The sequence below is a fragment of the Sphingopyxis sp. FD7 genome (assembly GCF_003609835.1).
Taxonomy (GTDB): Bacteria; Pseudomonadota; Alphaproteobacteria; order Sphingomonadales; family Sphingomonadaceae; genus Sphingopyxis.
Genome location: NZ_AP017898.1, coordinates 211,037 through 232,994 on the forward strand (window position 1 = coordinate 211,037; position 21,958 = coordinate 232,994).

Below are 21,958 nucleotides of genomic sequence, written 5' to 3' on the forward strand. Positions count from 1 at the left end.
AGGGACGATGACGCGTAATTTGAAGGGTTTTGACGGCCGGATGCTGCTGGTCGGGTGTGGGAACATGGCGGGCGCAATGCTCGATCGCTGGCTGAAGGCGGGGCTCGACGCCGCGGGGGTGGCGATTGTCGATCCCGTTGCTGCGCCGCGTGAAGGAGTCCCCCGATTCGCCTCGCTCGCCGAATGGCGCGCCGCGGGCGGTACAGCCGACTGGATCATGCTCGGCATGAAGCCGCAGCAGCTTGGCGAAGTGGCGGGCGACCTTGCCGATGTCGTCACCGGCGGCACGCACCTGCTCTCGATCCTCGCCGGCGTTTCGCTCGCCGACCTTGCCGCGCGCTTTCCGGCCGCGAAGGCACAGGTGCGTATCCTTCCCAACCTCGCCGCGCGCATCGGCGCGGGCGTGTCGGCGGTGGCGAGCAGCGGCGATGCCGACATGGCGGCTGTCACCGCACTGCTCGACCCGCTCGGCACCGTCGTCGCGCTGGCCGACGATTCGACGATGGACCTCGTTACCGCCTTTACCGGCAGCGGTCCGGCATTCGTCTTTCGCCTGATCGAATCCTATGCGGCAGCGGGCGAGCGGCTGGGACTGCCCGCCGAGGATGCGCTGAAACTTGCGACCGCGACCTTCGGCGGCGCCACCGCGCTGCTCGCCGACAGCGGCGAAAGGCCCGGCGCGCTCATCGCCCAGGTCGCCAGCAAGGGCGGCACGACGCAGGCGGGACTCGACGTGCTCGACAGCGACGGCCAGCTCGCCGCGCTGCTCACCAATGTGCTGCGCGCGGCGCGCGATCGCGGGCGCGAGCTTGCCGACCTTGCGCGCGGCGAGGGCTGATAGCGTCGCCCCCGCCTTCGCCGGGGCGACGCTATTCGCTCAGCCCGCATCCTTTCCCAGCATCGCGATACGCCGGCGGTCGGCCGCGGGGACCAGCGCCTCGCTGACCTGCCAGAACCCCGTCACCGCCTGTTGCCCCGCGTGCGTATAGGCGCGGCTCATCGCATCGCGCATCGCGCCGAACAGCTCGCGTTCGACGGCGCGCCCCGCGTCGGTCAGGCGCAGTTCCTTGGCCCGCCGGTCGCGATTGCCAGGCCGCGTCGCCACCAGGCTGCGCGCCTCCAGTTCCTTCACCACGCGCCCCAGCGACTGCTTGGTGATGCCGAGCAGCGCCAGCAGATCCGAAATCGTCAGGCCCGGCTGGCGCGCGATGAAGTAAAGCGCGCGATAATGCGCGCGTCCCAGCTCCTTTTCGGCGAGCCGCGCGTCGATGGAGCGCCATAGCGAGGCATGGGCAAAGAACAGAAACTCGATGCCGCGACGCACCTCTTCCTCGCGCAAGAAAAGGGCAGAGGCGGCGGGCACTTGTGAAAGAAAATTGTCATCCGGCATGGTCGCTACCGTTGCGCGCCGCGCCTGTCTTTGGCAAGAGGCGCGCTCCATAAACCGCCAGCAACAGGTGTTCTTGATGTCCGCTCCCGCCTTCGCCCGTCTGCCCCACCCCAATCCCGTGGCCGACGACGTGCGCGCGGCGGCGATCGCCGATCCGGCGTTCGGGCGGGTTTTCACCGATCATATGGTGTCGATCCGCTATACCGAGGGGCAGGGCTGGCACGAGGCGCAAGTGATGCCGCGCGGGCCGCTGACGCTCGATCCGGCGACCGCCGTGCTGCATTATGCCCAGGAAATCTTTGAAGGGCTGAAGGCCTACCGGCTCGACGACGGGTCGATGGCGCTGTTCCGCGTCGAAGCCAATGCCGCGCGCTTCAACGCCAGCGCGCGCCGCATGGCGATGGCCGAGCTGCCCGAAGAGCTGTTCATCGCGGCGGTCAAGGAAGCCGTCGCCGCCGACGCCCGCTGGTTTCCCCCCGTCGATGGCGGCGCGCTCTATCTGCGCCCCTTCATGTTCGCCAGCGAGGTGTTCCTGGGGGTCAAGCCCGCCTCCGAATATCGCTTCCTCGTCATCACATCGCCGGTGGGCAATTACTTCAAGTCGGGCGCGCCGGCGATCTCGCTCTGGGTGTCGGAGGATTATACCCGCGCGGCGCCGGGCGGCACGGGTGCGGCGAAATGCGGCGGCAACTATGCCGCGAGCCTGATCGCGCAGCGCGAGGCGATCGCCAAGGGCCACGACCAGGTCGTCTTCCTCGACGCCGCCGAGCATCGCTGGATCGAGGAACTGGGCGGCATGAACATGTTCTTCGCCTTCAATGACGGCAGCCTCGTGACGCCGCCGCTGACCGGCACGATCCTGCCCGGCATCACCCGCGACGCGATCATCACGCTGGCGAAGGACGCGGGGTTGACGGTGCGCGAGGAGCCCTATGCGATCGACCAGTGGCAGGCCGATGCGGAAAGCGGTCGCCTGACCGAAAGCTTCGCCTGCGGCACCGCGGCGGTGGTCACCCCGGTCGGCAAGGTGACGCGCGGCGATGCGAGCTTCACCATCGGCGCTGGCGGCCCCGGACAGGTCACCGAAATGCTCAAGGGCAGGCTCGTCGACATCCAGCGCGGCCGCGCCGCCGACCCTCATGGCTGGGTCACCCGGATCTGACGCACGCCGCCTTGCCATTGATGGCGCGGACGCTATAGACGCGCTCGCACCGGCCGTTGGGGCGTAGCCAAGCGGTAAGGCAGCGGTTTTTGGTACCGCCATGCGCAGGTTCGAATCCTGCCGCCCCAGCCAGCCGGTGTCGTCTCCTCCCTTCGCCTCGGCGCCTAAGCCTCCACCAGCGCGTGATATTCGGCTTCGGCGAGGAAGCGTTCGGCGTCGAGCGCGGCCATGCAGCCCATGCCCGCGGCGGTGACGGCCTGGCGATAGATTTTGTCGGTGACGTCGCCCGCGGCGAAGACGCCGGGGATCGCGGTCAGCGAGGTGCCGGGGGTCACCTGAAGATAGCCGTCGTCGTCGAGCGGCAGCTTGCCCTTGAACAATTCGGTCGCGGGGCTGTGGCCGATCGCGACAAAGCCGCCGTCGGTCGGCTCGTGGCTCGCCGCGCCGGTGACGGTGTCGATCAGGTCGACGCCGACGAGTCCCGACACGCCCTCGCCCGCGACGAAGCGTTCGACCTGCTTGTTCCATAATATCTTGATCTTCGGATTGGCGAAGAGGCGGTCCTGCAGGATCTTTTCGGCGCGCAGCGAATCGCGGCGATGGATCAGCGTCACATCGTCGCTGTGGTTGGTGAGGTAGAGCGCCTCCTCGACCGCGGTGTTGCCGCCGCCGATGACGACGACCTTCTTGCCGCGATAGAAAAAGCCGTCGCAAGTGGCACAGGCCGACACGCCCTTGCCGCCGAGTTCCTGTTCGCCGGGGACGCCGAGCCATTTCGCCTGCGCACCCGTCGCGATGACGAGCGTTTCGGCGAGATAGACGTCGCCGCCGTCGCCGGTCAGGCGGAACGGGCGCTGCGACAGGTCGACATCGACGATCGTGTCCCAGATCATCGTCGTGCCGACGTGGGTCGCCTGTGCGGTCATCTGTTCCATCAGCCACGGGCCCTGGATCACCTCGGCGAAACCGGGATAATTTTCGACGTCGGTGGTGATCGTCAGCTGCCCGCCGGGTTGCAGCCCCTGCACGACGATCGGCATCATCCCCGCGCGCGCGGCATAGATGGCGGCCGACAGACCGGCGGGGCCGGAGCCGAGGATGAGCATTTTCGTGTGATGGGTGCTGGGCATGACGATCCTGTTTCTGTGCGAATGACGGCGATTGCGATACCCCATATCCGTTCGCATCGAGCAAAGTCGAGATGCCCCCGAAGGGCTCGACACGAACGGGAAGACGGGATTCGTGACAGGCACAAATGGGTGTTGCCAAGCGCGCTGGCAAGGGACAGGCTTCGAGCCGAGGGGAGAGAGACAATGGCAAGCTGGTGGGACAGACACGGCCTTCCGCGCCTGATCAAATGCGCCTGTTCGCAGGGGCAGATCATGAAGTTGAGGAGCGAGGTCGTGCCGCACGCGCGCGGCCATGTGCTCGAGCTCGGCTGCGGCGGCGGAATCAACATGGAGTTTTACCATCCCGACCGCATTGCGAGTTTCACCGGGCTCGACCCCTCGCCCGAACTGCTGGCGATGAGCCGCGCGGCGGCGGCGCGATGCGGCATCGCGGCCGACATCCGCGGCGGCGCGGGAGAGGCGATGCCGTTCGACAATGCGCGTTTCGATACGGTCGTCACCACCTTCACCCTTTGCTCGGTTACAGACCAGGCCGCCGTGCTCGCCGAAATCCGCCGCGTCCTGAAACCCGGCGGGACCGCATTGTTCCTCGAACATGGCGGGGCGCCCGACAGTGGGGTCGCGAAATGGCAGCGGCGGATCGAGCCGGTGTGGAAGCGCATCGGCGGCAATTGCCACCTGACGCGCCCGATCGGCGACGCCTATGCGGCGGCAGGCTTTGCGGTCGAGCGGCGGGGCGCCGCCTATATGCCCAGGACGCCGCGGCCGTTCGGCTGGGTCGAATATGGCGCAGCGCGGGTCGCGGGGTAGGGTGGGGCGGCGACGTCGGCGCCATGGCCCCTCCGCCAGCGGCTTGCGCCGCTGCCACCTCCCCATCATAAGTCGATGGGGGATGACGATTGAACAAAGCTTCGCTTTCGGTCGTCAGCTGGCTGCTCTCGCCTTGCGGGGCGGTTTGGTTTGCCATCAGCTGCTCGCCGATTTGCGCGTTTTTACGCCCTCCGCCCCGGCATCGTTCGCAGGCTGCGGCAGCCCGAAAAAGGCACGTCGCGCGATTTCGCCGGCCTTGCGCAGCGGGGCGACATCGGCGGCGCGCACGGCCTGCCACGCGGCCTCTTCGTCGGGATCGAGCGTGCGTTCATAATCCTCGTCGCCGAACGCGCCTTCCTCGATGCCGGTGAAATCGTCGGGCGGCGGGAAGTTGGTGCGCAGCTCGCCCGTCTCGGCGTCGGCCCAGACGGTCATCGCCGCGGCTTCCTCCTCGGGGGTCGGTTCGGCGTCGAGGTCGCTTTCGGAATCGGCGGAAAACAGCGCAACTTCATTCGCGATTCCACTATCGCGCCAGAGGCTCGCGAGCGGGTTGGCGCGATTGTCGCGCCCGGCCAGCCAGAGCGCGAGCGCGGCGCCGAGGCCGTCCGGAGCCTCGTCGGCATCCTTCGCGCCATCGCGCGCCGCCGCGGCGGCGTCGAACAGCGACAGAAAGCCCGGCCAGTCGCCCGCGATCACCTGCGCGAGCATTTCTTCACCCGCCCGCGCGCGCACCTCGACCATGCGGTCGAGCCGCGCGAGCATCGCGAGGCCGAGGCGGCTGTCGATGCGGCGGCGTTTGACGAAGCTGCGATCCTCCTCGCGCATCACCGTGCTCGTCTCGTCATGCCCCCAGATCGCGCGATCGAGCAGCTCGTCGACGAGCCGCCCCCGCGCGATCAGCACCGCCGCCGCGCAGCCGAGCCGGAACGCCGCGCCGTGCGGCCGCTGCTTGAGCTGATAGACGGCGGAGGGCGACATGCCGACCTTGGCCGCGGAAATCTTCACCGAGCCGTTGGTGGCGAAGGCTTCGAGAAAGTCGCGCTGGAGCCGCGGCGTCCAGTGGTAGCTGCCGGGGGCGGGGATCGCGGCGGGATCAAAAGCGGTGTCGTCCATGGGTTCGTCCTTCGGGTTGGGTGAAACCGTCAGAATGAACCATATGGGTTAGATGTAGGAAAGGGGTTTTTGCGGCGGCGTTTCCTATATGGCAGCTGGCGACCGGTAGTTGCCCTCAACTTTATCGTCATCCCGGCGCAGGCCGGGATCTCACCCTATCGGTTTACCGCACCGGCGAGATCCCGGCCTGCGCCGGGATGACGGATAAGGGAAAGGCAGGAATCCACCCCAAAGCGGGCGAGCGCGGCGTCTGAATCTAATCCTTTTCACCCACCTCGATCAGCCCGTGCCCGACGCTCACCCGTTCGTCGAAGACGAAGCAGCTGCCGTGCCAGCGGCTTTCGGACGCGGGCACCTGGTCGAGATAGGCAAGGATGCCGCCTTTCAGGTGGACGACGTCCTCAATGCCTTCGCGGCGCAGGAAGGCGGTCGATTTTTCGCAGCGGATGCCGCCGGTGCAGAACATCGCGATTCGCTTGCCCGCGAAGCGCTCCGCATTGGCGCGCCACCAGTCGGGGAAGTCGCCGAAGCTTTGCGTGCCGGGATCGACCGCGCCCGCAAAACTGCCATAGCCGACCTCGAACGCATTGCGCGTGTCGATAAGCACGGTGTCCGGGTCATCGACGAGCGCATTCCAGTCGGCAGGGTCGACCGTGGGCGCGGCGTGGCGCGCGGGGTCGAGCCCCGGCACCTTCATCGTCACGATTTCCTTCTTCAGCCGCACTTTGAGCCGCCCGAAAGGCATCGCGGCGGCGGTCGAGTATTTGACGTCGAGCGCCGCGCAGCCGGGGAGCGCGCGGATATGGGCGATCACCGCGGCGATGCCGGAGTCGGGGCCGGCGATCGTGCCATTGATCCCTTCGCGCGCGAGGAGCAGCGTGCCCCTGATGGCTTCGGCGGCGCACAGGTCGAGCAGCGGCTGGCGCAGCGCGGCGGGGTCATCGAAGGAGGCGAAGCGATAGAGGGCGGCGACAGTGACGGTCATGGCCCTGTCCCTAGACAAAAGCCGTGCCGAAGGAAATGTCGCCGCCCCCGCGATGCGACCGCGCCGACGATGCCGCTTTTTTGGGCAGCGAATTCGCTCGAATGCCCACCTCTTGGGCAGTGCCGCAATATCCTGTCGCAAAACTTGCAGAAAGCGCGCGATTCGCCAATTGGCACGGCTCTTGATTGGTGCAAGATGACGGGGCCTCGCAGCGACTCAGGGCTTGAGAACCGGACCAGGCTGGCCTGATCCGGCTTTGACTGCGAGCGAAGAGACAGACCCAGTGGGGGACGAGACGCGTGAAGAAGATTGAGGCGATCATCAAGCCGTTCAAGCTCGACGAGGTGAAGGAAGCGCTGCACGAAGTCGGCGTCAGCGGGATCACCGTCACCGAAGCCAAGGGCTTCGGGCGGCAAAAGGGCCATACCGAACTCTATCGCGGCGCCGAATATGTCGTCGATTTCCTGCCCAAGGTGAAGCTGGAGGTGATCGTCGAGGATTCGATGGCCGAGCGCGTCGTCGAGGCGATCGCCGCCGCCGCGCAGACCGGCCGCATCGGCGACGGCAAGATTTTCGTCATCCCGGTCGAAACCGCGCTGCGCATCCGCACCGGCGAACGCAACGAGGACGCGCTCTAGGATATGGTCGCCTCCGTCCAGATAATATCCCTGTTTCCCCGCCTTCGCGGGGACACGCCGTAATTACCAGTTTCAGCCAGACCCCGGCACCAGCCGGTCATCATCGCAAGAAGGAAGTTAAATCATGGCTACGAAGCCCAAGGACATCATCGCGCGGATCAAGGAAAACGACATCGAGTGGGTCGATCTGCGCTTCACCGACCCCAAGGGCAAGTGGCAGCATCTGACGATGTGCGCCGGGGTGATCGACGAGGACGCGCTCGAGGACGGGCTGATGTTCGATGGCTCGTCGATCGAGGGCTGGAAGGCGATCAACGAAAGCGACATGATCCTGAAGCCCGACCTCGACGCCGTCTATGACGATCCTTTCTCGGCGACGCCGATGCTGGTGATCTTCTGCGACATCGTCGAGCCGTCGACCGGCGAAGGCTATAGCCGCGACCCGCGCACGACCGCGAAGCGCGCCGAGGCCTATCTCGCGTCGAGCGGCATCGGCGACACCGCCTATGTCGGCCCCGAGGCCGAATTCTTCATGTTCGACGATGTCCGGTTCGAAAGCGGATACAACAAGTCGGGGTTCGAGATCGACGATATCGAGCTGCCGACCAATTCGGGCCGCAGCTATGAGGGCGGCAACCTGGCGCACCGCCCGCGCGCCAAGGGCGGCTATTTCCCCGTTGCGCCGGTCGACAGCGCGGTCGACATCCGCGCCGAGATGGTCTCGACGATGCTCGAAATGGGTCTGCCGTGCGACAAGCATCACCATGAGGTCGCCGCGGCGCAGCACGAGCTGGGCCTGACCTTCGGCACGCTGACGCAGACCGCCGACCGCATGCAGATCTATAAATATGTCGTGCACCAGGTCGCGCACGCCTATGGCAAGACCGCGACCTTCATGCCCAAGCCGATCAAGGACGATAACGGATCGGGGATGCACACCCACATCTCGATCTGGGAAAAGGGCAAGCCGCTTTTTGCGGGCAATGGCTATGCCGGCCTTTCGGACATGTGCCTCTATTTCATCGGCGGCGTCATCAAGCACGCCAAGGCATTGAATGCCTTCACCAACCCGACGACGAACAGCTACAAGCGGCTCGTTCCGGGGTTTGAGGCGCCGGTGCTGCTCGCCTATTCGAGCCGCAACCGGTCGGCCTCGTGCCGCATTCCCTATGGTGCGGGCGCCAAGGCGAAGCGCGTCGAGTTCCGTTTCCCCGACGCGATGGCGAACCCCTATCTCTGCTATTCGGCGCTGCTGATGGCGGGGCTGGACGGCATCCAGAACAAGATCCACCCCGGCGAGGCGATGGACAAGAATCTCTATGATTTGCCGCCCGAAGAGCTGAGCGAAGTGCCGACCGTGTGCGGCTCGCTTCGCGAAGCGCTCGACAGCCTGATGGCCGACCACGACTTCCTCCTGAAGGGCGACGTGTTCAGCAAGGACCAGATCGAGGCCTATGTCGAGCTGAAGTGGAACGAAGTCTATCGCTTCGAGCAGACGCCGAGCCCGGTCGAGTTCGACATGTATTACAGCGCCTGATCGGTACGCGGGTCAGCGACGCTGGCAAAGGGCGTCCGGTTCGGGGGAACCGGGCGCCCTTTTTGATGGTCGTTGACGTGGCAGGTAGTTGCGCGCGGCCCGCCGTCTGCGCCATGATGAGCCCGTCGAGGCGACAGGTGAAGGATATGGCGGTGATGATGCGATTGGCGGCTCCGCTGCTGCTGTTCCTCGTCGCGGCGTGCGATTCATCGGTCGGTCCCGCCGCGACCAGGGCAACGCCCGCAGGCTATCGCGAGGCGGCGGCGGCGTTCGACGCGGCGATCGCGGCGAAGGACGAGGCGGCGTTGCGACGGCTGATCGCCGACGATTTCCTGTGGGTGCGCGGCAGCGGCGCGACGGGCGACAAGGCGGCGTTCATCGCCGCGCTCGCCGCGCCGTCGATCCGCATCGAACCCTTTGAGCCCGCCGAGCCGCGCTGGATCACCAGCAGCGACAGCGCGCTGCTCGCCGCGACCAACACGCTGCGCGGCGTCGCCGAGGGCGAGCCGTTCGTCGACCGGCACCGTTTTGCCGATCACTGGTTGTGGCGTGGCGACAAGTGGCAGCTCGTCTATGCGCAAGTCACTCGGGCGCCCGAAGCGGATGTTGGCGGGGCCGATTGAGCAAACGCGGCGCCAAACAGCATCTGCGGGCCGTCGCGATCGCGCATAGGCTCGCCAGGCGCAGCGACAGCGGCGGAGACGCTTACGTCTTTGTTAAATAGTGCGGATTATCCCCTTGTCGGCTGTCCAAGGGGGCCCGACCATGATTCGTAACCCGATTCTGATTGCCGCGCTGCTGGCTTCGGCCGCATGTGGCAAGGTCAACGAACTCACCAACCAGACCCGAACGGTGGCGGCGCCGCGCGAGGAGGTCTTTGCCAGGATGTTCGGCGACGGGAGCGCTTTCAGCGGCCTGCCGCTGGTGACCAATGGCGGTTCGACGCGGCTGTACGAACTTGTCGTGCAAAAGGGCGAGCCGGGTTTCGAGAAAATGGCGCCGAAACAGCGGCCCGACGCCTATAAGGTAAAAATTGCCGTCGCGATGGAAATCCCGCGCGAGGCGCACCTGATCTACAATGTCGACGATGGCGCGCTCCAGACGGGTCTCCGGTTCACCTTCGACGAGCTGACGCCCGACCGCACCCGCGTGACCTTTGCCGTCGACGATCTGACGGGCGCGGGATCGGACGGGCTGACCGTCAACCGTTCGGCGCTGCACCGCGTCGCGCGCGATGCGCTGCGCCGTCTCGACGAGTTCGACGAGGCCGAGGCACCCGCCTGACGCGGCCAGTCGACCCCGGCTATGGTAAATGGGGGGAGGTTGCGGCCTCGCTCCGGTGATGGCAGTTTCGCGCGCGGGTGGGCCCGATCGCGAAAGGCTGGTTGCCAATGCCGAAGCATATATTCGCCGTCCTTTTGCCGCTGTTGTTGCTGGCTTCGTGCGGGGGCGGGGGCGGCGGCGATACGCCCCCGCCCGCGGCCAATGCCCCGCCCGCCTTCACCTCGCTCCAGACCGCCAGCGTTGTCGAGAATACGACCAGCGCCTATCAGGCGGCCGCCAGCGATCCCGACGGCGACGCGCTGACCTTCAGCATCGACGGCGGCGCTGACGCGGCGCGTTTTGCGATCACGGGCGCGGGAGCGCTGCGGTTCAACGCCGCGCCCGATTTCGACCTGCCTGGAGATGCCGATACCGACAATGTCTATGCGGTGGTGTTGCGCGTCAGCGACGGCCGGGCGAGCGTGACGCAGGCGGTCAACATCACCGTCACCAACAGCCGCGAAGGCATAGCGGTCGCGCGCGTTGGCACCGGGTTCAATCAGCCGCTTTACGTCGCGGCGATCCCCGGCGACGCCCGTGTCTATGTCGTCGAAAAGGGCGGCGACGTCTATCGCTTCGATCCTGCCGACGGCAGCCGGACGCGCGTGCTCGACATCACCGACATTTCGACCAGCGGCGAACGCGGGTTGCTCGGCCTCGCTCCCTATCCCGATCATGCGGCATCGCAGCGGCTGTTCGCGGTCGCGACCGGCACGAACGGCAATGTCCAGGTGCGGCGCTATACGCTGGGCCGACCCGACAGTTCGACGAGCTATGACCTGGTGCTGGACATTCCGCACCCCGGCTTCGACAATCATAACGGCGGCTGGATCGGTTTCGGCCCGGACGGCCATGTCTATGTCGCCGTCGGCGACGGCGGGGGCGGGGGTGACCCCAACAACAATGCGCAAAACCGCAATGTGCAGCTCGGCAAGATCCTGCGCTTTGCCGTCGGGGCGGGGGGCGACAGCTATGCCCCGGCGCCGGGCAACCCGTTCCTCTCGGGCGGGGGCGACCCCTATGTCTTTGCGTTCGGCCTGCGCAACCCGTTCCGTGCCTCCTTTTCGGGATCGACGCTGCTGATCGGCGATGTCGGGCAGAATGCGGTCGAGGAAATCGACATGGTGACGACGGCGCAGCCGGGGCGCAATTTCGGCTGGCGCTTTCTGGAGGGGACGCAGCCCTTTTCGGGAACGGCGCCCGCCGGGCTGACGCCGCCCGTCGCCGAATATGGCCATGGCAGCGGGGCGCGGCAGGGGCGTTCGGTCACCGGCGGCTATGTCTATCGCGGGCCGGTCGCGTCGCTCGCGGGCCAATATGTCTTCGGCGATTTCGTGTCGGGCAATATCTGGACGGTGCCCTTTGCCGACCTTGTGGTCGGCCAGACCCTGCCCGCGTCGCGTTTCGCCGTCCGCAACGAGGATTTCGCGCCCGACACGGGGACGATCGGCAACATCGCCTCCTTTGGCGAGGACAGCGCGGGCAATCTTTTCATCGTCAGCATCGGCGGCGATATCTTCATGGTGCGGCCGGGCTGACGCTTTGCGTCGGCCGCCGGTCACCGGCTGCCGCCTTGCCGCGCCTTCCGCCGGAAAAGCGGCGACCCGGCCCTTTTCGCGGTTGGCCACGCTTGATTCATCGGCCACAGTGGTTAGGTAGCAATCCGAGACCGATTCACCGCCGATGGGAGACAGAAAATGAGCACCGAAACGCATCTCAAGCAACATTATATCGGCGGCCGGTGGGTCGATTCGAAGGGCGGCAGGCTCCATGACGTCGTCAATCCCGCGACCGAGGAAGCGGCCTCGACCGTCGTGCTGGGCACCGCCGCCGACGTCGACGACGCGGTGGCCGCGGCGCGCGAGGCCTTCAAGAGCTTTTCGCAGACGACGCGCGAGGAACGGCTGGACCTTTTGAACCGCATCGTCGAGGAATATAAGAAGCGTGGGCCGGACCTCGCCAAATCGATGGCGGCCGAAATGGGCGCGCCGGTCAGCTTTGCGGGCACGGCGCAGGTCGGCGCCGGTATCGGCGGCTTCCTCGGCACGATCGCCGCGCTCAAGGATTTCAGCTTCAGCGAACAACATGGCGCGAACAAGGTCGTCTACGAACCGATCGGCGTCGTCGGCATGATCACCCCATGGAACTGGCCGCTCAACCAGATTGCGCTGAAGGTCGCGCCGGCGCTCGCCGCGGGCAACACGATGATCCTGAAACCGTCGGAGGAATGCCCCGGCAACGCCGTGATCTTTGCCGAGATTCTCGACGCCGCGGGCGTGCCGCCGGGCGTGTTCAATCTGGTCCAGGGCGACGGCCCGACCGTCGGCCACGCGATCAGCGCGCATCCGGGGATCGAGATGGTGAGCTTCACCGGATCGACGCGCGCGGGCATCCTCGTCGCCAAGGCCGCCGCCGATACGGTGAAGCGCGTGCATCAGGAACTGGGCGGCAAGTCGCCGAACATCGTCCTGCCCGACGCCGACCTGGAAACGGTGCTGCCGCCGACGGTGCAGGGCGTGCTCGTCAACACCGGGCAAAGCTGCATCGCGCCGACGCGCATCCTGGTCCAGAAGGAGCGCGAGGCCGAAGCGGTGGGCGTCATCAAGGCGATGTTCGATGGCACGCAAGTGGGCGATCCGATGAGCGAGGGCGGCCATATCGGCCCCGTCGTCAACAAGGCGCAGTTCGACAAGATCCAGGGGCTGATCCAGTCGGCGATCGACGAAGGCGCACGCCTCGAAACGGGCGGCACCGGCCTGCCGTCGAACGTCAATCGCGGCTATTATGTCAAGCCGACGGTCTTTTCGGGCGTCACGCCCAACATGCGGATCGCGAGGGAGGAGATTTTCGGGCCGGTCGCGACGGTCATGGCCTATGACACGCTCGACGAGGCGGTCGAGATCGCCAACGACACCGAATATGGCCTGTCGGCGGTCGTGTCGGGCGACCCCGCAAAGGCCGCCGAAATCGCCCCGAAGCTGCGCGCCGGCATGGTCGCGGTGAACAGCTGGGGTCCGGGGCCGGGCGCGCCCTTCGGCGGTTACAAGGCATCGGGCAACGGCCGCGAAGGCGGGCTGTTCGGGCTGAAGGACTTTATGGAAGTGAAGGCGATCAGCGGGATTCCGGCTTAGCTCGCTTACGCCCTCCCCTTCAGGGGAGGGTAGCGAGGCCTGGCTGCTTGCTGCCTAGTCGCAGCGGGTGGGGGCCAGCGGCCTTGCAGAAGGCCGCTGGCCCCCACCCCAACCCAGTGTCGGGTAAACCGTCCCCCGGACGGTTCAGGTCATGCCGGGGGCATGACCGACCTGACACTCCTGAAGGGGAGGGGCTTTTGATTCTTGCCCGCACCCGCTATGCGCCCCGGCATGACCACCCGTTCCCCGCTCGCCCCTGCAACCTTCCCCGACCTTCCCGAGATCGCCGGGGTGACGCGCCGCGTCGCGCGGGCGCGTTACAAGGACTGGGACCGCTGCGACCTGACTTTCATCGAGCTGGCGCCCGGCACCGCGGTTGCGGGGGTGTTCACGCGCAACGTCTGCTGCTCGTCCGAAGTCGAGCTGGGGCGCGAACAGGTGAAGGGCGGCGCCGCGCGCGCGCTGATCGTCAATGCGGGCAACAGCAATGCCTTCACCGGCTATCGCGGGCGCGAGGCGGTCGAGGCGATCATGGCGCAGGTCGCGGACCATCTCGGTTGCGATGCCAGCGAGGTCTTCGTCAGCTCGACCGGGGTGATCGGCGTGCCGTTGCCGAAAGACAAGGCGCGCGCGGGCGTGGCGGCGGCGCTGACCGCCAAACCCTGTTCGTGGGAAGCGGCGGCCGAAACGATCGGCACCACCGACACCTTTGCCAAGGGATCGACCGCCAGCGCCATCGTTGGCGACCGGACCGTCCATGTCGCGGGAATCGTCAAGGGATCGGGGATGATCGCACCCGACATGGCGACCATGCTCGGCTATATCTTTACCGACGCCGCGGTGGCGCCCGCGCTGTTGCAGGCGATGCTGAGCGAGGCGACCGGCGGGACGTTCAATTCGATTACCGTCGACAGCGACACTTCGACCAGCGACACGGTGCTGCTCTTTGCGACCGGGCAGGCGGGCAATGCGTTGCTCGCTACCCGCGACGACCCCGGCGCCGACGCGCTTTATGCGGCGATCCGGGGGGTCGCGCTTGACCTCGCGCATCAGGTGGTGCGCGACGGCGAAGGCGCGTCAAAGTTCATCGAGGTGCAGGTGACCGGCGCGGTGAGCGACGACAGCGCCAGGCGCGTCGCGCTGTCCATCGCCAATTCGCCGCTGGTCAAGACCGCGATCGCGGGCGAGGACGCGAACTGGGGCCGCGTCGTGATGGCGGTGGGCAAGGCGGGCGAACCCGCCGACCGCGACCGCCTGGCGATCCGTTTCGGCGACCATTGGGTGGCGAAGGACGGGCTGCCCGTCGACGGTTATGACGAGGCGCCGGTCGCCGCGCACCTCAAAGGCCAGGACGTCCGCATCGGCGCCGACCTGGGCCTCGGCGATGGCCGCGCGACGGTGTGGACGTGCGACCTGACGCATGGCTATATCAGCATCAACGCGGACTATCGCAGCTGATCAGCCGAGCGCCGGCCCCAGATCGTTATTCTCTTCGATCCGCAACATTCTGATATCCCGAACCGATGGCTGGAACCAGTTGAACTGACGTTTCAGCTCCTGAACGGCGAGGACGCAATCAACGGCCGTCACATTCTCGTTGCCGAAGTAGGTCGATCCCTGCTGCCAGTCGAATCCCCGCACTTCGAGAACCCGCCGCACGTCGGCATAGGCGTTCCGCCAAGACGCATTGGGGTAGGTTTGTTCGAGCGTAGTGGTATCGAGGTCAAAAACGATCGCATACATGCTGGTTCCCCCTCCCGCACGACGCGGGCCAAACCGATTATGTCCGATTGGCACGTTCATGGGGAGGAGAAGTAACCGGAATGAACCGATTAGACCAGAGCGCTTTCGAGCCAGCCCTTGAGCGCGCTTTTCGGCGCCGCGCCGACCTTGGTGTCGGCGACCTCGCCGTTCTTGAACAGGATCATCGTCGGGATGCCGCGCACCCCATATTTGCTCGGCGCGTCGGGATGGTCGTCGATGTTGAGCTTGGCGATGACGACCTTGCCCGCGAGCTCGTCCGAAATCTCTTCGAGCGCGGGGCCGATCATCTTGCAGGGACCGCACCATTCGGCCCAGAAATCGACAAGCACGGGGGTGTCGCTGTCGAGCACATCCGCCTGGAAGCTCGCGTCGGTGATGGCTTTGGTACCCATGGTCTGAACTCCTGAAACTCGGTCGAGGCCAAGCTAAGGCGTCGACGCGTCCGGCTCAAGGGCCGAGCCCGGCAAATTCGCCTTGGTTGCCAGCAAGCCGGGCTTGTGCGCGTCGAGCAGTGCGTCACCGAGCGCAATCAGCCGCGGCGCCGCGGTATAGAGCAGCGCCGCCGCGACGTTCCGCCCCGGAAAAATCACCCGCAGCGCATCGCGATACGCCGCCATCTGGCGCAGATAGGCGGGCTGGACCTCGGCCGCGCTTCCGGGGACGTGGCGCCCGGTCTTGAAGTCGATCACCGTCACGGCATCGGCGGTGACCAGCAGCCGGTCGACGATTCCGGCGACCACGACCCCATCGACGACGGCCGACAGCGGCACTTCGGCGAGCGATCCCGGCCCGAACAGCGGCGCGTGCGCGGGATCGTCCAGCACCGCCAGCACTTCGTCGATCATCGCCGCGCGCGCGCGCTCGTCCAGCGACGACGCCTGCGCGGCCAGCCAGCGCAGCGCCGCGGCGCGGCGACGATCGGGGGCGACGGGCGGCAACCGCTCGAACAGCGCGTGGAGCAGCAGGCCGCGCGTCACTGCGGCGGCGCGCTCCCCCCCCTGCGGCGGCGCGGTGACATCATCCTCGCCCAGCGCCGACGGGGCGAGCGGGCGCGGCGGACGCGCCTCATCGGGAGCCATGCGGTGCAGCCAATCGGGCAGGGGCGCCGCCCCGCGCGCCGCCGCTTTCGCCTTTTTCGCCTGCGGCGCCCAGCGCCCGGCGTTGACGCGGTGAACGCGGCGGCGGCCCCAGATGGCGCCGCCATCTTCCCAGTCGCGCCCCAGCCGGTCGAGCGCGCCCGATACCGCGCTATGCCAGCTCGACTCGGGAACGCTGCGCTCGGCGGTCCTGGTCACGCCGGCGACCACCAGAATCTCTTCGGCGCGGGTCATCGCGACATAGAAGAGTCGCCAATGCTCCTCGTCCGCCGCCGCCCTGGCCCTGGCATGGGCATCGGCCAGCGCGCCGTGCCGCTCGTCGGCGCCGACCGGATAGACGGGCAGTTTTTCCCACGCCGCGACATCGACGGTGAAGGGGCGATGGCCAAAGGCCGCGTCGTCGGTCGCATCGGCGAGGATCACGATCGGCGCCTGCAAACCTTTCGAGCCGTGGACGGTCATCACGCGCACGACGTCGCTGCGCGCCTCGGTCTGGCGCTTGATGTCGGCGGCGCTGCCCTCGATCTCGGCGAGGAAACCGAGCAGCGAGACGGTCTTGCGCGACTCGAACGCCAGCGCCTGATTCAGCAGCTCGTCGATCGGGTCGCGCGCCTCGCGCCCCAGCCGCGCGTAAAGCTTGCGCCGTCCGTCGATCGGGCCGGAGAGGATGGTTTCGAGGAAGCGGAACGGCGTCGTATAGTCGGCCATCGCGAGCAATCGGCCGAGCGCCTCCATCGTCGCGGGCGGCATGGCGTCGCGATGCGCGCGCAGATGCGCCCACAGCGAGGTGCGGCCGCGATCCCGCGTGCGATCATATAGTTCGTCCTGTGTCCAGCCGATCAGCGGCGACACGAGCAGCGCGGCGAGGTTGAGGTCGTCGTGCGGCTGTACCGCAAAGCGCATCGCCGCCATCAGATCCTGCACGCCGAGCGGCTGCGTCAATGCGAAGCGGTCGACCCCCGCGACGGGGACATGCAGCGCCTGCAAACGCGCGACGATCCGCGCCGCCAGATCGCGACGGCGGCGCACGAGGATCATCACGTCGCCCGGCGCGACGGGGCGGCCGTCCTTGCCGTTCGCGATCCAGTCCTGCACTTCGGCGGCGATCGCCTTTGCGAGCCGCATGCTCGCGGGATCGCGCGCGGGTGCGGTGGCATGGCCGCCATCCCCGGCCGCGTCGTCGGCCTCCTCGGCCGCGTCCAGCGCCTTGCCGACCGGCAGCGGCTCCCACAGCTCGACCTGCCCGGCGTGCGCGTCGCGGTAGGGACGGTGCGGCGGCTCCTTTCCGTCGAGCCCCATCAGCGCGGCGCCGCCCGCCGCGAGCCAGGCATCGGCGACCTCGAGCACCGCGGGGGTCGACCGATAGTTGGAAATCAGATCGACCGCCTCGAAATCCTGCCCCGCGCGTTCGCCAAGCGCATGAAAAAGGTCGCGTGCGCTGGCAAAGGCCCTGGGATCGGTGCCCTGAAAGCCAAAGATCGCCTGTTTTCGGTCGCCGACGGTGAACAGGGTGCGCGCGCGTTCGATGTCGTCGCCGTGCACCGCGAAAAACTCTTCGGCGAGCGACAGGACGATTCCCCATTGGCGCATGTTCGTGTCCTGCGCCTCGTCGACCAATATATGATCGGTGCGCTGGTCGAGCTTGAAGCGCACCCATTCGCCAAAGCCGCTGACGCGCAGCAGCGAACTCGCAAGGGTGATGAGGTCGTCGAAATCGGCAAGCCCCTGGTCGCGCTTGGCGAGCGCATAGGCTTCGGCGAAGCGGCCGCCAAGCTTCCACGCCGCCGCCAGCTCGTCGGCGACGCGCATCGCCGTCGCGGTCCCGCGCAGCGCCGACGCCGCCTCGACAATCCGCACCGCGCTGTCGACGCAGTCGGTCATCCGGCCCTTGTCGCCCGCGAAATCGGCACTCAGATTGCCCTTGCCGGTCAGGAAACAACCGATGAGTTCGTCCAGCATCGCGGCGCGCGCCGCCGCATCGCCCATCATCCAGCCGACCATGACGTCCGAACAGGCGAGCCCGGTCTTCGTCCCCCACGCAGCGCCGCTCGCCGCCACCGCCTTGATATCCGCGTCGGCGATCGCGCCCCCGGCAAGCTGGTCGATCGTCCACGCATCGGGCTCGCCGCCGGGCAGGTCAAAGGCGGCGCGCAGATCGTGCGCCGCAGGCGGCAGCAGCGCCCCCGGCCCCCCGAACACCGACGCGCAGCGCGACAGAAAGCCGATCGCCGCGTCGGGGCCGAGCCGCTGCGCCAGCGCGGCGGCCGCCGCGCGCAGCGCCGCCTGCTCCTCGCCCGGCGCGTCGAGCAGGTCGCCGAGCACCCGTCGCTGAAGCGCGCCCGCCTCATCCTCCTCGATCGCGCGAAAGCCGGGAAGCAGCTTTGCCTCGAGGGGAAAGCTCGCAAGCAGCGTCTGGCAGAAACTGTGGATCGTCTGGACGCGGATCGCGCCGCCGGGGCTGTCGATCACGGTCGCGAACAGGGCGCGCGCGCGGGCGATCAGCGCGGGCACGCCCTCGTCATAGCCGAGCAGGTTGAGGTCGATGCCGAGCGCCTGGAGGTCGAGCCGCAAATCGCGTTCGTCCATCCGCACCCACATCGCCAGCCGTTCGTGGATGCGATGCGCCATTTCGGCGGCGCCCGCCCTGGTGAAGGTGATGCACAGGATCGCCTCGGGCGATACGCCATCGAGCAGCAGACGCAGCACGCGCGCCGACAGCACCTGCGTCTTGCCCGTCCCCGCCGACGCGCCGAGCCAGACGTGGCGCGCGGGATCGGCGGCGGCGCGCTGATGCGGATCGAGCGTCGCGAGCGGCGCGGGGCGGGTCATATATCATCCTCGCCGCGCCCGAACCATTCGTCGCGGCGCATCAGCTGGTCGTAATCGCCGTAAGTCGAGCTGTCCCCCGGCGCAAAGGGCGCATCGCCGAACAGAAATCGCCGGGCCAGATCGGCGAGCGCGCCGGCGGCATGATCGACCGCCTCCGCAGCGCTTTTGAGGTCGCTGCGCGGGCCATAGGTCGATGAGATCCGGCCCGCGCCGCCCGCCTTGCGGTCGGGCCGCAGGCTCCAATACTCCAGGGCGGCGACGTCGGCCGCATCGACCCCCTTCATCCCACCCCGCCGCGCGATCAGGCCAAGCAGTCCGAGCTGGTTGTCGAGCCTGTCGAACGCCGCCCTGGCGCTCGGCGCTCCGCCCGTCTTGTAATCGACGATCGCGAGGCGTCCGTCGGGCATCCGGTCGACGCGGTCGGCCTTGCCGCTGAGCGTGACGCCATCGAGCGCGATCTCGCCCCACGCCTCGGCCTTCAGCGCGGTGCGGCCCTCGGCCTCGATCAGTTGCCGCGCCGCCCAGCGCAGCGCGGGTTCGATGCGCGGCAGCCAGAAGGCGCGCGCGATCGCGTCGAGCGCGGGATCGTCGCGCAGCGCCGCCAGTTCGGCCTCGAACGCCGCCGCGCCCGCCCCCGCGCGCACCCATCGTTCAAACAGCGCATGGACCCGCGTGCCGCGCCAGCGTGGATCGGGCGCGGCGCTGAGCGGTGCGAGCGGCGACAGGCCGAGAATCTGGTTGGCATAATAGGCAAAGGGATCGCGGGCGAGCCGGTCCACCGCGGTGACGCTGATCCGCCGCGGGCGCCGGTCGGCGGGCGGCGCGGGGCGGGGCTTTGCGACCGGCTGCGCCGCACCCGCGGGCAGGTCGATGCGCGCGGCGAGCTCGGTCAGCGGCACGCCGTCCGGCGCGGGCTGCGGAAGTTCGCCCGCCAGCGCCGCCAGCCGCAGCCAGAAGCGCGAGGCGACCGCCGGGTCGCCGCCGCTGCGCAAAGCGCGCGTCACGACGATTTCGCCCGCCCCCAGCGCCCCGGCGAAATCGTGCGCCGCCATTCCCTGCTGCCGCTCGGCGGCGGGCAGGCCTATCAGGCGGCGAATGCCGGGCGCGAGCCAGGGGTCGGGCTGCGTCGCGGGTGGCCATCGCCCTTCGTCAAGGCCGCCAAGGATCATCAGGTCGGCGCGCTGGAGCCGTGCTTCGAGCAGCCCCCAGATGAACAGCCGGGGGTGCCCACCATAGGGCGGGCGGACGCTCGCCTCGCCGAGCAACTGGCCGAGCATGGCGGGAAAATCGGCGGGGTCGATGCGCGCCGGACCCGCGCCGCGCGCGAGCGCCCAGCGGTCGAACAGCTCGGCGAGCGTCCGCCCCGCCGGCCCCGTCCACACCGCCTCGCCGGTCAGCCATTCGAGCCCCTCTCGCAACGCCGAAAGCAGGCAATCGGGCGCCACCGGCGGTCCCGCGAAGGGCGCGAGCATGGGAGCGAAGGCCGCGCTTATGTCCTGCCACCACGGCGTCAGTTCGGCGGCGAGCGCATGACCGCGCGCGTCGCGATCGGCGGCGAGCGTAGCGATCCGCGCCGACACGCCCGCCCAGCCAGGTGCGAGCCCCGGTTCGCGCAGCAGCAGATCGAGCCGCCGCACCGCGTCGAGCCAGGCGGTGCGCCCTTCGCCCTTGCGGACGAGCGGGTGCGCGAGCAGCGCGATCAGCGCAACCGGATCGAAATCCGCCGCCAGTTCGGCGAGCAGCAGCGCAAGCGCGCCGGGTGGCGTGCGCGCCAGCGGCTGGCCCGCGCTGTCGTCGACGGCGATCCCCCAGCGCGCGAGCGCGGCGGCGACGCGCTCGGCCAGCGCGCGGTCAGGCGTGACCAGCGCCGCGGTGCGCCCCGGCGTTTCGATCGCGTGGCGCATCAGCAGCGCGATCCCCTGCGCCTCCTGCGCGTCGTCGGCAAAGGTCGCGCCCGCGATCCCGGCGGTCGCGGGCTTGAGGTCGCCCGCCGCCTGCCACTGCGCGGTATAGTCGGCGGGCGCGAAGAGCAGCGAAACGAAGGGCGTGCGCGCCTCCGGGCCGTCGAAGGGCGAGGACGCCTCCCATCCGGCAACCTCTTCGCGCGCAACGCCCATGCGGTCGAGCAGCAGCTTCAGATGATATTGCGGATGCGTTTCCAGCGGGCGCGCCGCATGGTCGGCATCGCGTCCGGTTGGACCCAGCGCGTCCCATTCCGCCGTCGCCATGGCGGTGTCGAGGCCGGGGAGCACGACCATGCCGCGCGCCATGTCGGCGACGGCGCGCAGCAGCCGCGCGACCGCGGGCGCAGCGGTTGTGACACCCGCCGCGACGACGAAAGGCGCGGGCGGCGCCGCTCGCCATGCGGCCGCCACGCGGTCGAGCAGCGCATTGCGACGCGCGGCGCGGTCGATATGTCCCGTCGCCGCGAGCACATCGGGCCAATGATCGACGAGCAGCCGCAGCCGCGCGAGCGAAGCGCGCCAATGGTCGGCAAAGGCGCCGAGGTCGAGGTCGACGAGCGCCGACGCCGGAATCTCCTCATAATGAAGCTGGTCGATCACGCGCGCCAGGCCGCCCGCGAGCTGAAAGGCGGCGGCCCCCGTCACCGGCGGTTCGCCGTCCGGCGTGTATCGCTCGATCAGTTCGGCGAGCAGCAGGCGCCGCCGCAGCGGCTCGATCGCGGGTGGCAGCGGCGCTTCGATGTCGATCGCATCGAGCGCGACCGCCACTGATTCGTCAAGGTCGGCGTCGCCGATCACGACCAGCCGCGGCATCAGCAGCCCCGCGCCGCCTGCGCGGACGAAGGCGGCCTGCACCGCACTGCGTGCGCGGTTGCTCGGCAGCAGTATGATGCCTTCGGCCAGCCCCAGCGCACTGCCCGCAAAGCGGTCGATCAGACCGGCGGCGAGCGCGTCCGCGAAGGCCCGGTGGACGGGAATGGAAAAGAGGGTGGGGTGGCTTGATGCAGCCATTTTATTCCCTCGTCTTTCCGGCGAAGGCCGGGATCGCGCCCTCCCGCCTCGACGTAGCGGCGAGTTCCCGGCCT

The 21,958-nt window shown here is 68.2% G+C and carries 18 protein-coding genes and 1 tRNA gene; 11 read left to right on the forward strand and 8 right to left on the reverse strand.

Annotated elements, in window-relative coordinates:
• The first annotated feature begins 7 nt into the window (after positions 1-7).
• Complete coding sequence (proC, locus tag SPYCA_RS00990; RefSeq protein ID WP_120218612.1) at positions 8-838, forward strand: pyrroline-5-carboxylate reductase; 831 nt, start codon at positions 8-10, stop codon at positions 836-838.
• 39 nt (positions 839-877) lie between these two features.
• On the opposite strand, the gene SPYCA_RS00995 is transcribed toward proC, so the two are convergent.
• Entirely contained in the window at positions 878-1,390 is a 513-nt protein-coding gene (locus SPYCA_RS00995; RefSeq protein ID WP_120218613.1) for a MarR family winged helix-turn-helix transcriptional regulator, read from the reverse strand.
• A 76-nt stretch (positions 1,391-1,466) separates the two neighbouring features.
• Here SPYCA_RS00995 and SPYCA_RS01000 point away from each other — a divergent pair, with 76 nt between their 5' ends.
• Both SPYCA_RS01000 and SPYCA_RS01005 read left to right on the forward strand, forming a co-directional pair.
• Positions 1,467-2,552, forward strand: a complete 1,086-nt coding sequence (locus tag SPYCA_RS01000) for a branched-chain amino acid aminotransferase (protein ID WP_120222080.1) — start codon at positions 1,467-1,469, stop codon at positions 2,550-2,552.
• A 57-nt stretch (positions 2,553-2,609) separates the two neighbouring features.
• Positions 2,610-2,684, forward strand: a tRNA-Gln gene (locus tag SPYCA_RS01005).
• Between the two features lie 32 nt (positions 2,685-2,716).
• Here the strand turns inward: SPYCA_RS01005 and trxB are convergent.
• Positions 2,717-3,682 carry a thioredoxin-disulfide reductase gene (trxB, locus tag SPYCA_RS01010; protein ID WP_120218614.1) on the reverse strand — a complete coding sequence of 322 codons (966 nt, stop codon included), beginning with the start codon at positions 3,680-3,682 and terminating at the stop codon, positions 2,717-2,719.
• Positions 3,683-3,865: 183 nt separating this feature from the next.
• On the opposite strand from trxB, the gene SPYCA_RS01015 reads away from it, so the two are divergent.
• Positions 3,866-4,492 (forward strand): class I SAM-dependent methyltransferase, encoded by a 627-nt coding sequence (locus SPYCA_RS01015; protein WP_120218615.1) that lies wholly within the window; start codon positions 3,866-3,868, stop codon positions 4,490-4,492.
• A 156-nt stretch (positions 4,493-4,648) separates the two neighbouring features.
• Here the strand turns inward: SPYCA_RS01015 and SPYCA_RS01020 are convergent, their stop codons facing one another.
• Both SPYCA_RS01020 and trhO read right to left on the reverse strand, forming a co-directional pair.
• The gene (locus tag SPYCA_RS01020; protein ID WP_120218616.1) at positions 4,649-5,605 is read right to left on the reverse strand and encodes a hypothetical protein; all 957 of its coding nucleotides are present in this window, start codon (positions 5,603-5,605) and stop codon (positions 4,649-4,651) included.
• Positions 5,606-5,861: 256 nt separating this feature from the next.
• A complete protein-coding gene (trhO, locus tag SPYCA_RS01025; protein WP_120218617.1) occupies positions 5,862-6,590 on the reverse strand; it encodes an oxygen-dependent tRNA uridine(34) hydroxylase TrhO in 729 nt (242 codons plus the stop codon).
• A 299-nt stretch (positions 6,591-6,889) separates the two neighbouring features.
• On the opposite strand from trhO, the gene SPYCA_RS01030 reads away from it, so the two are divergent.
• From SPYCA_RS01030 to argJ, 7 genes are all read left to right on the forward strand, one after another.
• On the forward strand, positions 6,890-7,228 hold the full coding sequence (locus SPYCA_RS01030; protein WP_037518110.1) for a P-II family nitrogen regulator: 339 nt from the start codon (positions 6,890-6,892) through the stop codon (positions 7,226-7,228).
• Between the two features lie 124 nt (positions 7,229-7,352).
• Positions 7,353-8,765 (forward strand): type I glutamate--ammonia ligase, encoded by a 1,413-nt coding sequence (glnA, locus tag SPYCA_RS01035; RefSeq protein WP_120218618.1) that lies wholly within the window; start codon positions 7,353-7,355, stop codon positions 8,763-8,765.
• Between the two features lie 155 nt (positions 8,766-8,920).
• Positions 8,921-9,388 (forward strand): nuclear transport factor 2 family protein, encoded by a 468-nt coding sequence (locus tag SPYCA_RS01040; RefSeq protein WP_232003436.1) that lies wholly within the window; start codon positions 8,921-8,923, stop codon positions 9,386-9,388.
• A 142-nt stretch (positions 9,389-9,530) separates the two neighbouring features.
• The gene (locus SPYCA_RS01045) at positions 9,531-10,049 is read left to right on the forward strand and encodes a hypothetical protein (protein WP_120218620.1); all 519 of its coding nucleotides are present in this window, start codon (positions 9,531-9,533) and stop codon (positions 10,047-10,049) included.
• Positions 10,050-10,156: 107 nt separating this feature from the next.
• A complete protein-coding gene (locus tag SPYCA_RS01050) occupies positions 10,157-11,626 on the forward strand; it encodes a PQQ-dependent sugar dehydrogenase (RefSeq protein ID WP_120218621.1) in 1,470 nt (489 codons plus the stop codon).
• A 159-nt stretch (positions 11,627-11,785) separates the two neighbouring features.
• A complete protein-coding gene (locus SPYCA_RS01055; protein WP_120218622.1) occupies positions 11,786-13,219 on the forward strand; it encodes an aldehyde dehydrogenase family protein in 1,434 nt (477 codons plus the stop codon).
• Positions 13,220-13,450: 231 nt separating this feature from the next.
• Complete coding sequence (gene argJ / locus SPYCA_RS01060) at positions 13,451-14,677, forward strand: bifunctional glutamate N-acetyltransferase/amino-acid acetyltransferase ArgJ (protein WP_120222081.1); 1,227 nt, start codon at positions 13,451-13,453, stop codon at positions 14,675-14,677.
• Here argJ and SPYCA_RS01065 read toward each other — a convergent pair whose 3' ends face one another.
• From SPYCA_RS01065 to addB, 4 genes are all read right to left on the reverse strand, one after another.
• The gene (locus SPYCA_RS01065) at positions 14,678-14,962 is read right to left on the reverse strand and encodes a virulence factor (protein ID WP_120218623.1); all 285 of its coding nucleotides are present in this window, start codon (positions 14,960-14,962) and stop codon (positions 14,678-14,680) included.
• Positions 14,963-15,051: 89 nt separating this feature from the next.
• Positions 15,052-15,375: a thioredoxin TrxA gene (trxA, locus tag SPYCA_RS01070; RefSeq protein ID WP_120218624.1), complete on the reverse strand. Its 324-nt coding sequence runs from the start codon at positions 15,373-15,375 to the stop codon at positions 15,052-15,054.
• 33 nt (positions 15,376-15,408) lie between these two features.
• Positions 15,409-18,909, reverse strand: a complete 3,501-nt coding sequence (gene addA / locus SPYCA_RS01075) for a double-strand break repair helicase AddA (protein WP_120218625.1) — start codon at positions 18,907-18,909, stop codon at positions 15,409-15,411.
• Positions 18,906-21,884, reverse strand: coding sequence for a double-strand break repair protein AddB (gene addB, locus SPYCA_RS01080; protein WP_120218626.1), 2,979 nt, complete (start codon positions 21,882-21,884; stop codon positions 18,906-18,908). The genes addA and addB overlap by 4 nt, the downstream gene beginning before the upstream one ends.
• Positions 21,885-21,958: the final 74 nt, after the last annotated feature.

Excerpts from the sequence above, each read along its gene's own strand:
- addB (WP_120218626.1), bottom strand. The coding sequence starts at position 21,884 with ATGGCTGCATCAAGCCACCCCACCCTCTTTTCCATTCCCGTCCACCGG.
- argJ (WP_120222081.1), top strand. The coding sequence starts at position 13,451 with ATGACCACCCGTTCCCCGCTCGCCCCTGCAACCTTCCCCGACCTTCCC.
- trxB (WP_120218614.1), bottom strand. The coding sequence starts at position 3,682 with ATGCCCAGCACCCATCACACGAAAATGCTCATCCTCGGCTCCGGCCCC.
- SPYCA_RS01045 (WP_120218620.1), top strand. The coding sequence starts at position 9,531 with ATGATTCGTAACCCGATTCTGATTGCCGCGCTGCTGGCTTCGGCCGCA.
- addA (WP_120218625.1), bottom strand. The coding sequence starts at position 18,909 with ATGACCCGCCCCGCGCCGCTCGCGACGCTCGATCCGCATCAGCGCGCC.
- SPYCA_RS01050 (WP_120218621.1), top strand. The coding sequence starts at position 10,157 with ATGCCGAAGCATATATTCGCCGTCCTTTTGCCGCTGTTGTTGCTGGCT.
- SPYCA_RS01015 (WP_120218615.1), top strand. The coding sequence starts at position 3,866 with ATGGCAAGCTGGTGGGACAGACACGGCCTTCCGCGCCTGATCAAATGC.
- trhO (WP_120218617.1), bottom strand. The coding sequence starts at position 6,590 with ATGACCGTCACTGTCGCCGCCCTCTATCGCTTCGCCTCCTTCGATGAC.
- SPYCA_RS01020 (WP_120218616.1), bottom strand. The coding sequence starts at position 5,605 with ATGGACGACACCGCTTTTGATCCCGCCGCGATCCCCGCCCCCGGCAGC.
- SPYCA_RS01055 (WP_120218622.1), top strand. The coding sequence starts at position 11,786 with ATGAGCACCGAAACGCATCTCAAGCAACATTATATCGGCGGCCGGTGG.
- SPYCA_RS01000 (WP_120222080.1), top strand. The coding sequence starts at position 1,467 with ATGTCCGCTCCCGCCTTCGCCCGTCTGCCCCACCCCAATCCCGTGGCC.
- trxA (WP_120218624.1), bottom strand. The coding sequence starts at position 15,375 with ATGGGTACCAAAGCCATCACCGACGCGAGCTTCCAGGCGGATGTGCTC.
- SPYCA_RS00995 (WP_120218613.1), bottom strand. The coding sequence starts at position 1,390 with ATGCCGGATGACAATTTTCTTTCACAAGTGCCCGCCGCCTCTGCCCTT.
- SPYCA_RS01065 (WP_120218623.1), bottom strand. The coding sequence starts at position 14,962 with ATGTATGCGATCGTTTTTGACCTCGATACCACTACGCTCGAACAAACC.
- SPYCA_RS01040 (WP_232003436.1), top strand. The coding sequence starts at position 8,921 with ATGATGCGATTGGCGGCTCCGCTGCTGCTGTTCCTCGTCGCGGCGTGC.
- glnA (WP_120218618.1), top strand. The coding sequence starts at position 7,353 with ATGGCTACGAAGCCCAAGGACATCATCGCGCGGATCAAGGAAAACGAC.
- proC (WP_120218612.1), top strand. The coding sequence starts at position 8 with ATGACGCGTAATTTGAAGGGTTTTGACGGCCGGATGCTGCTGGTCGGG.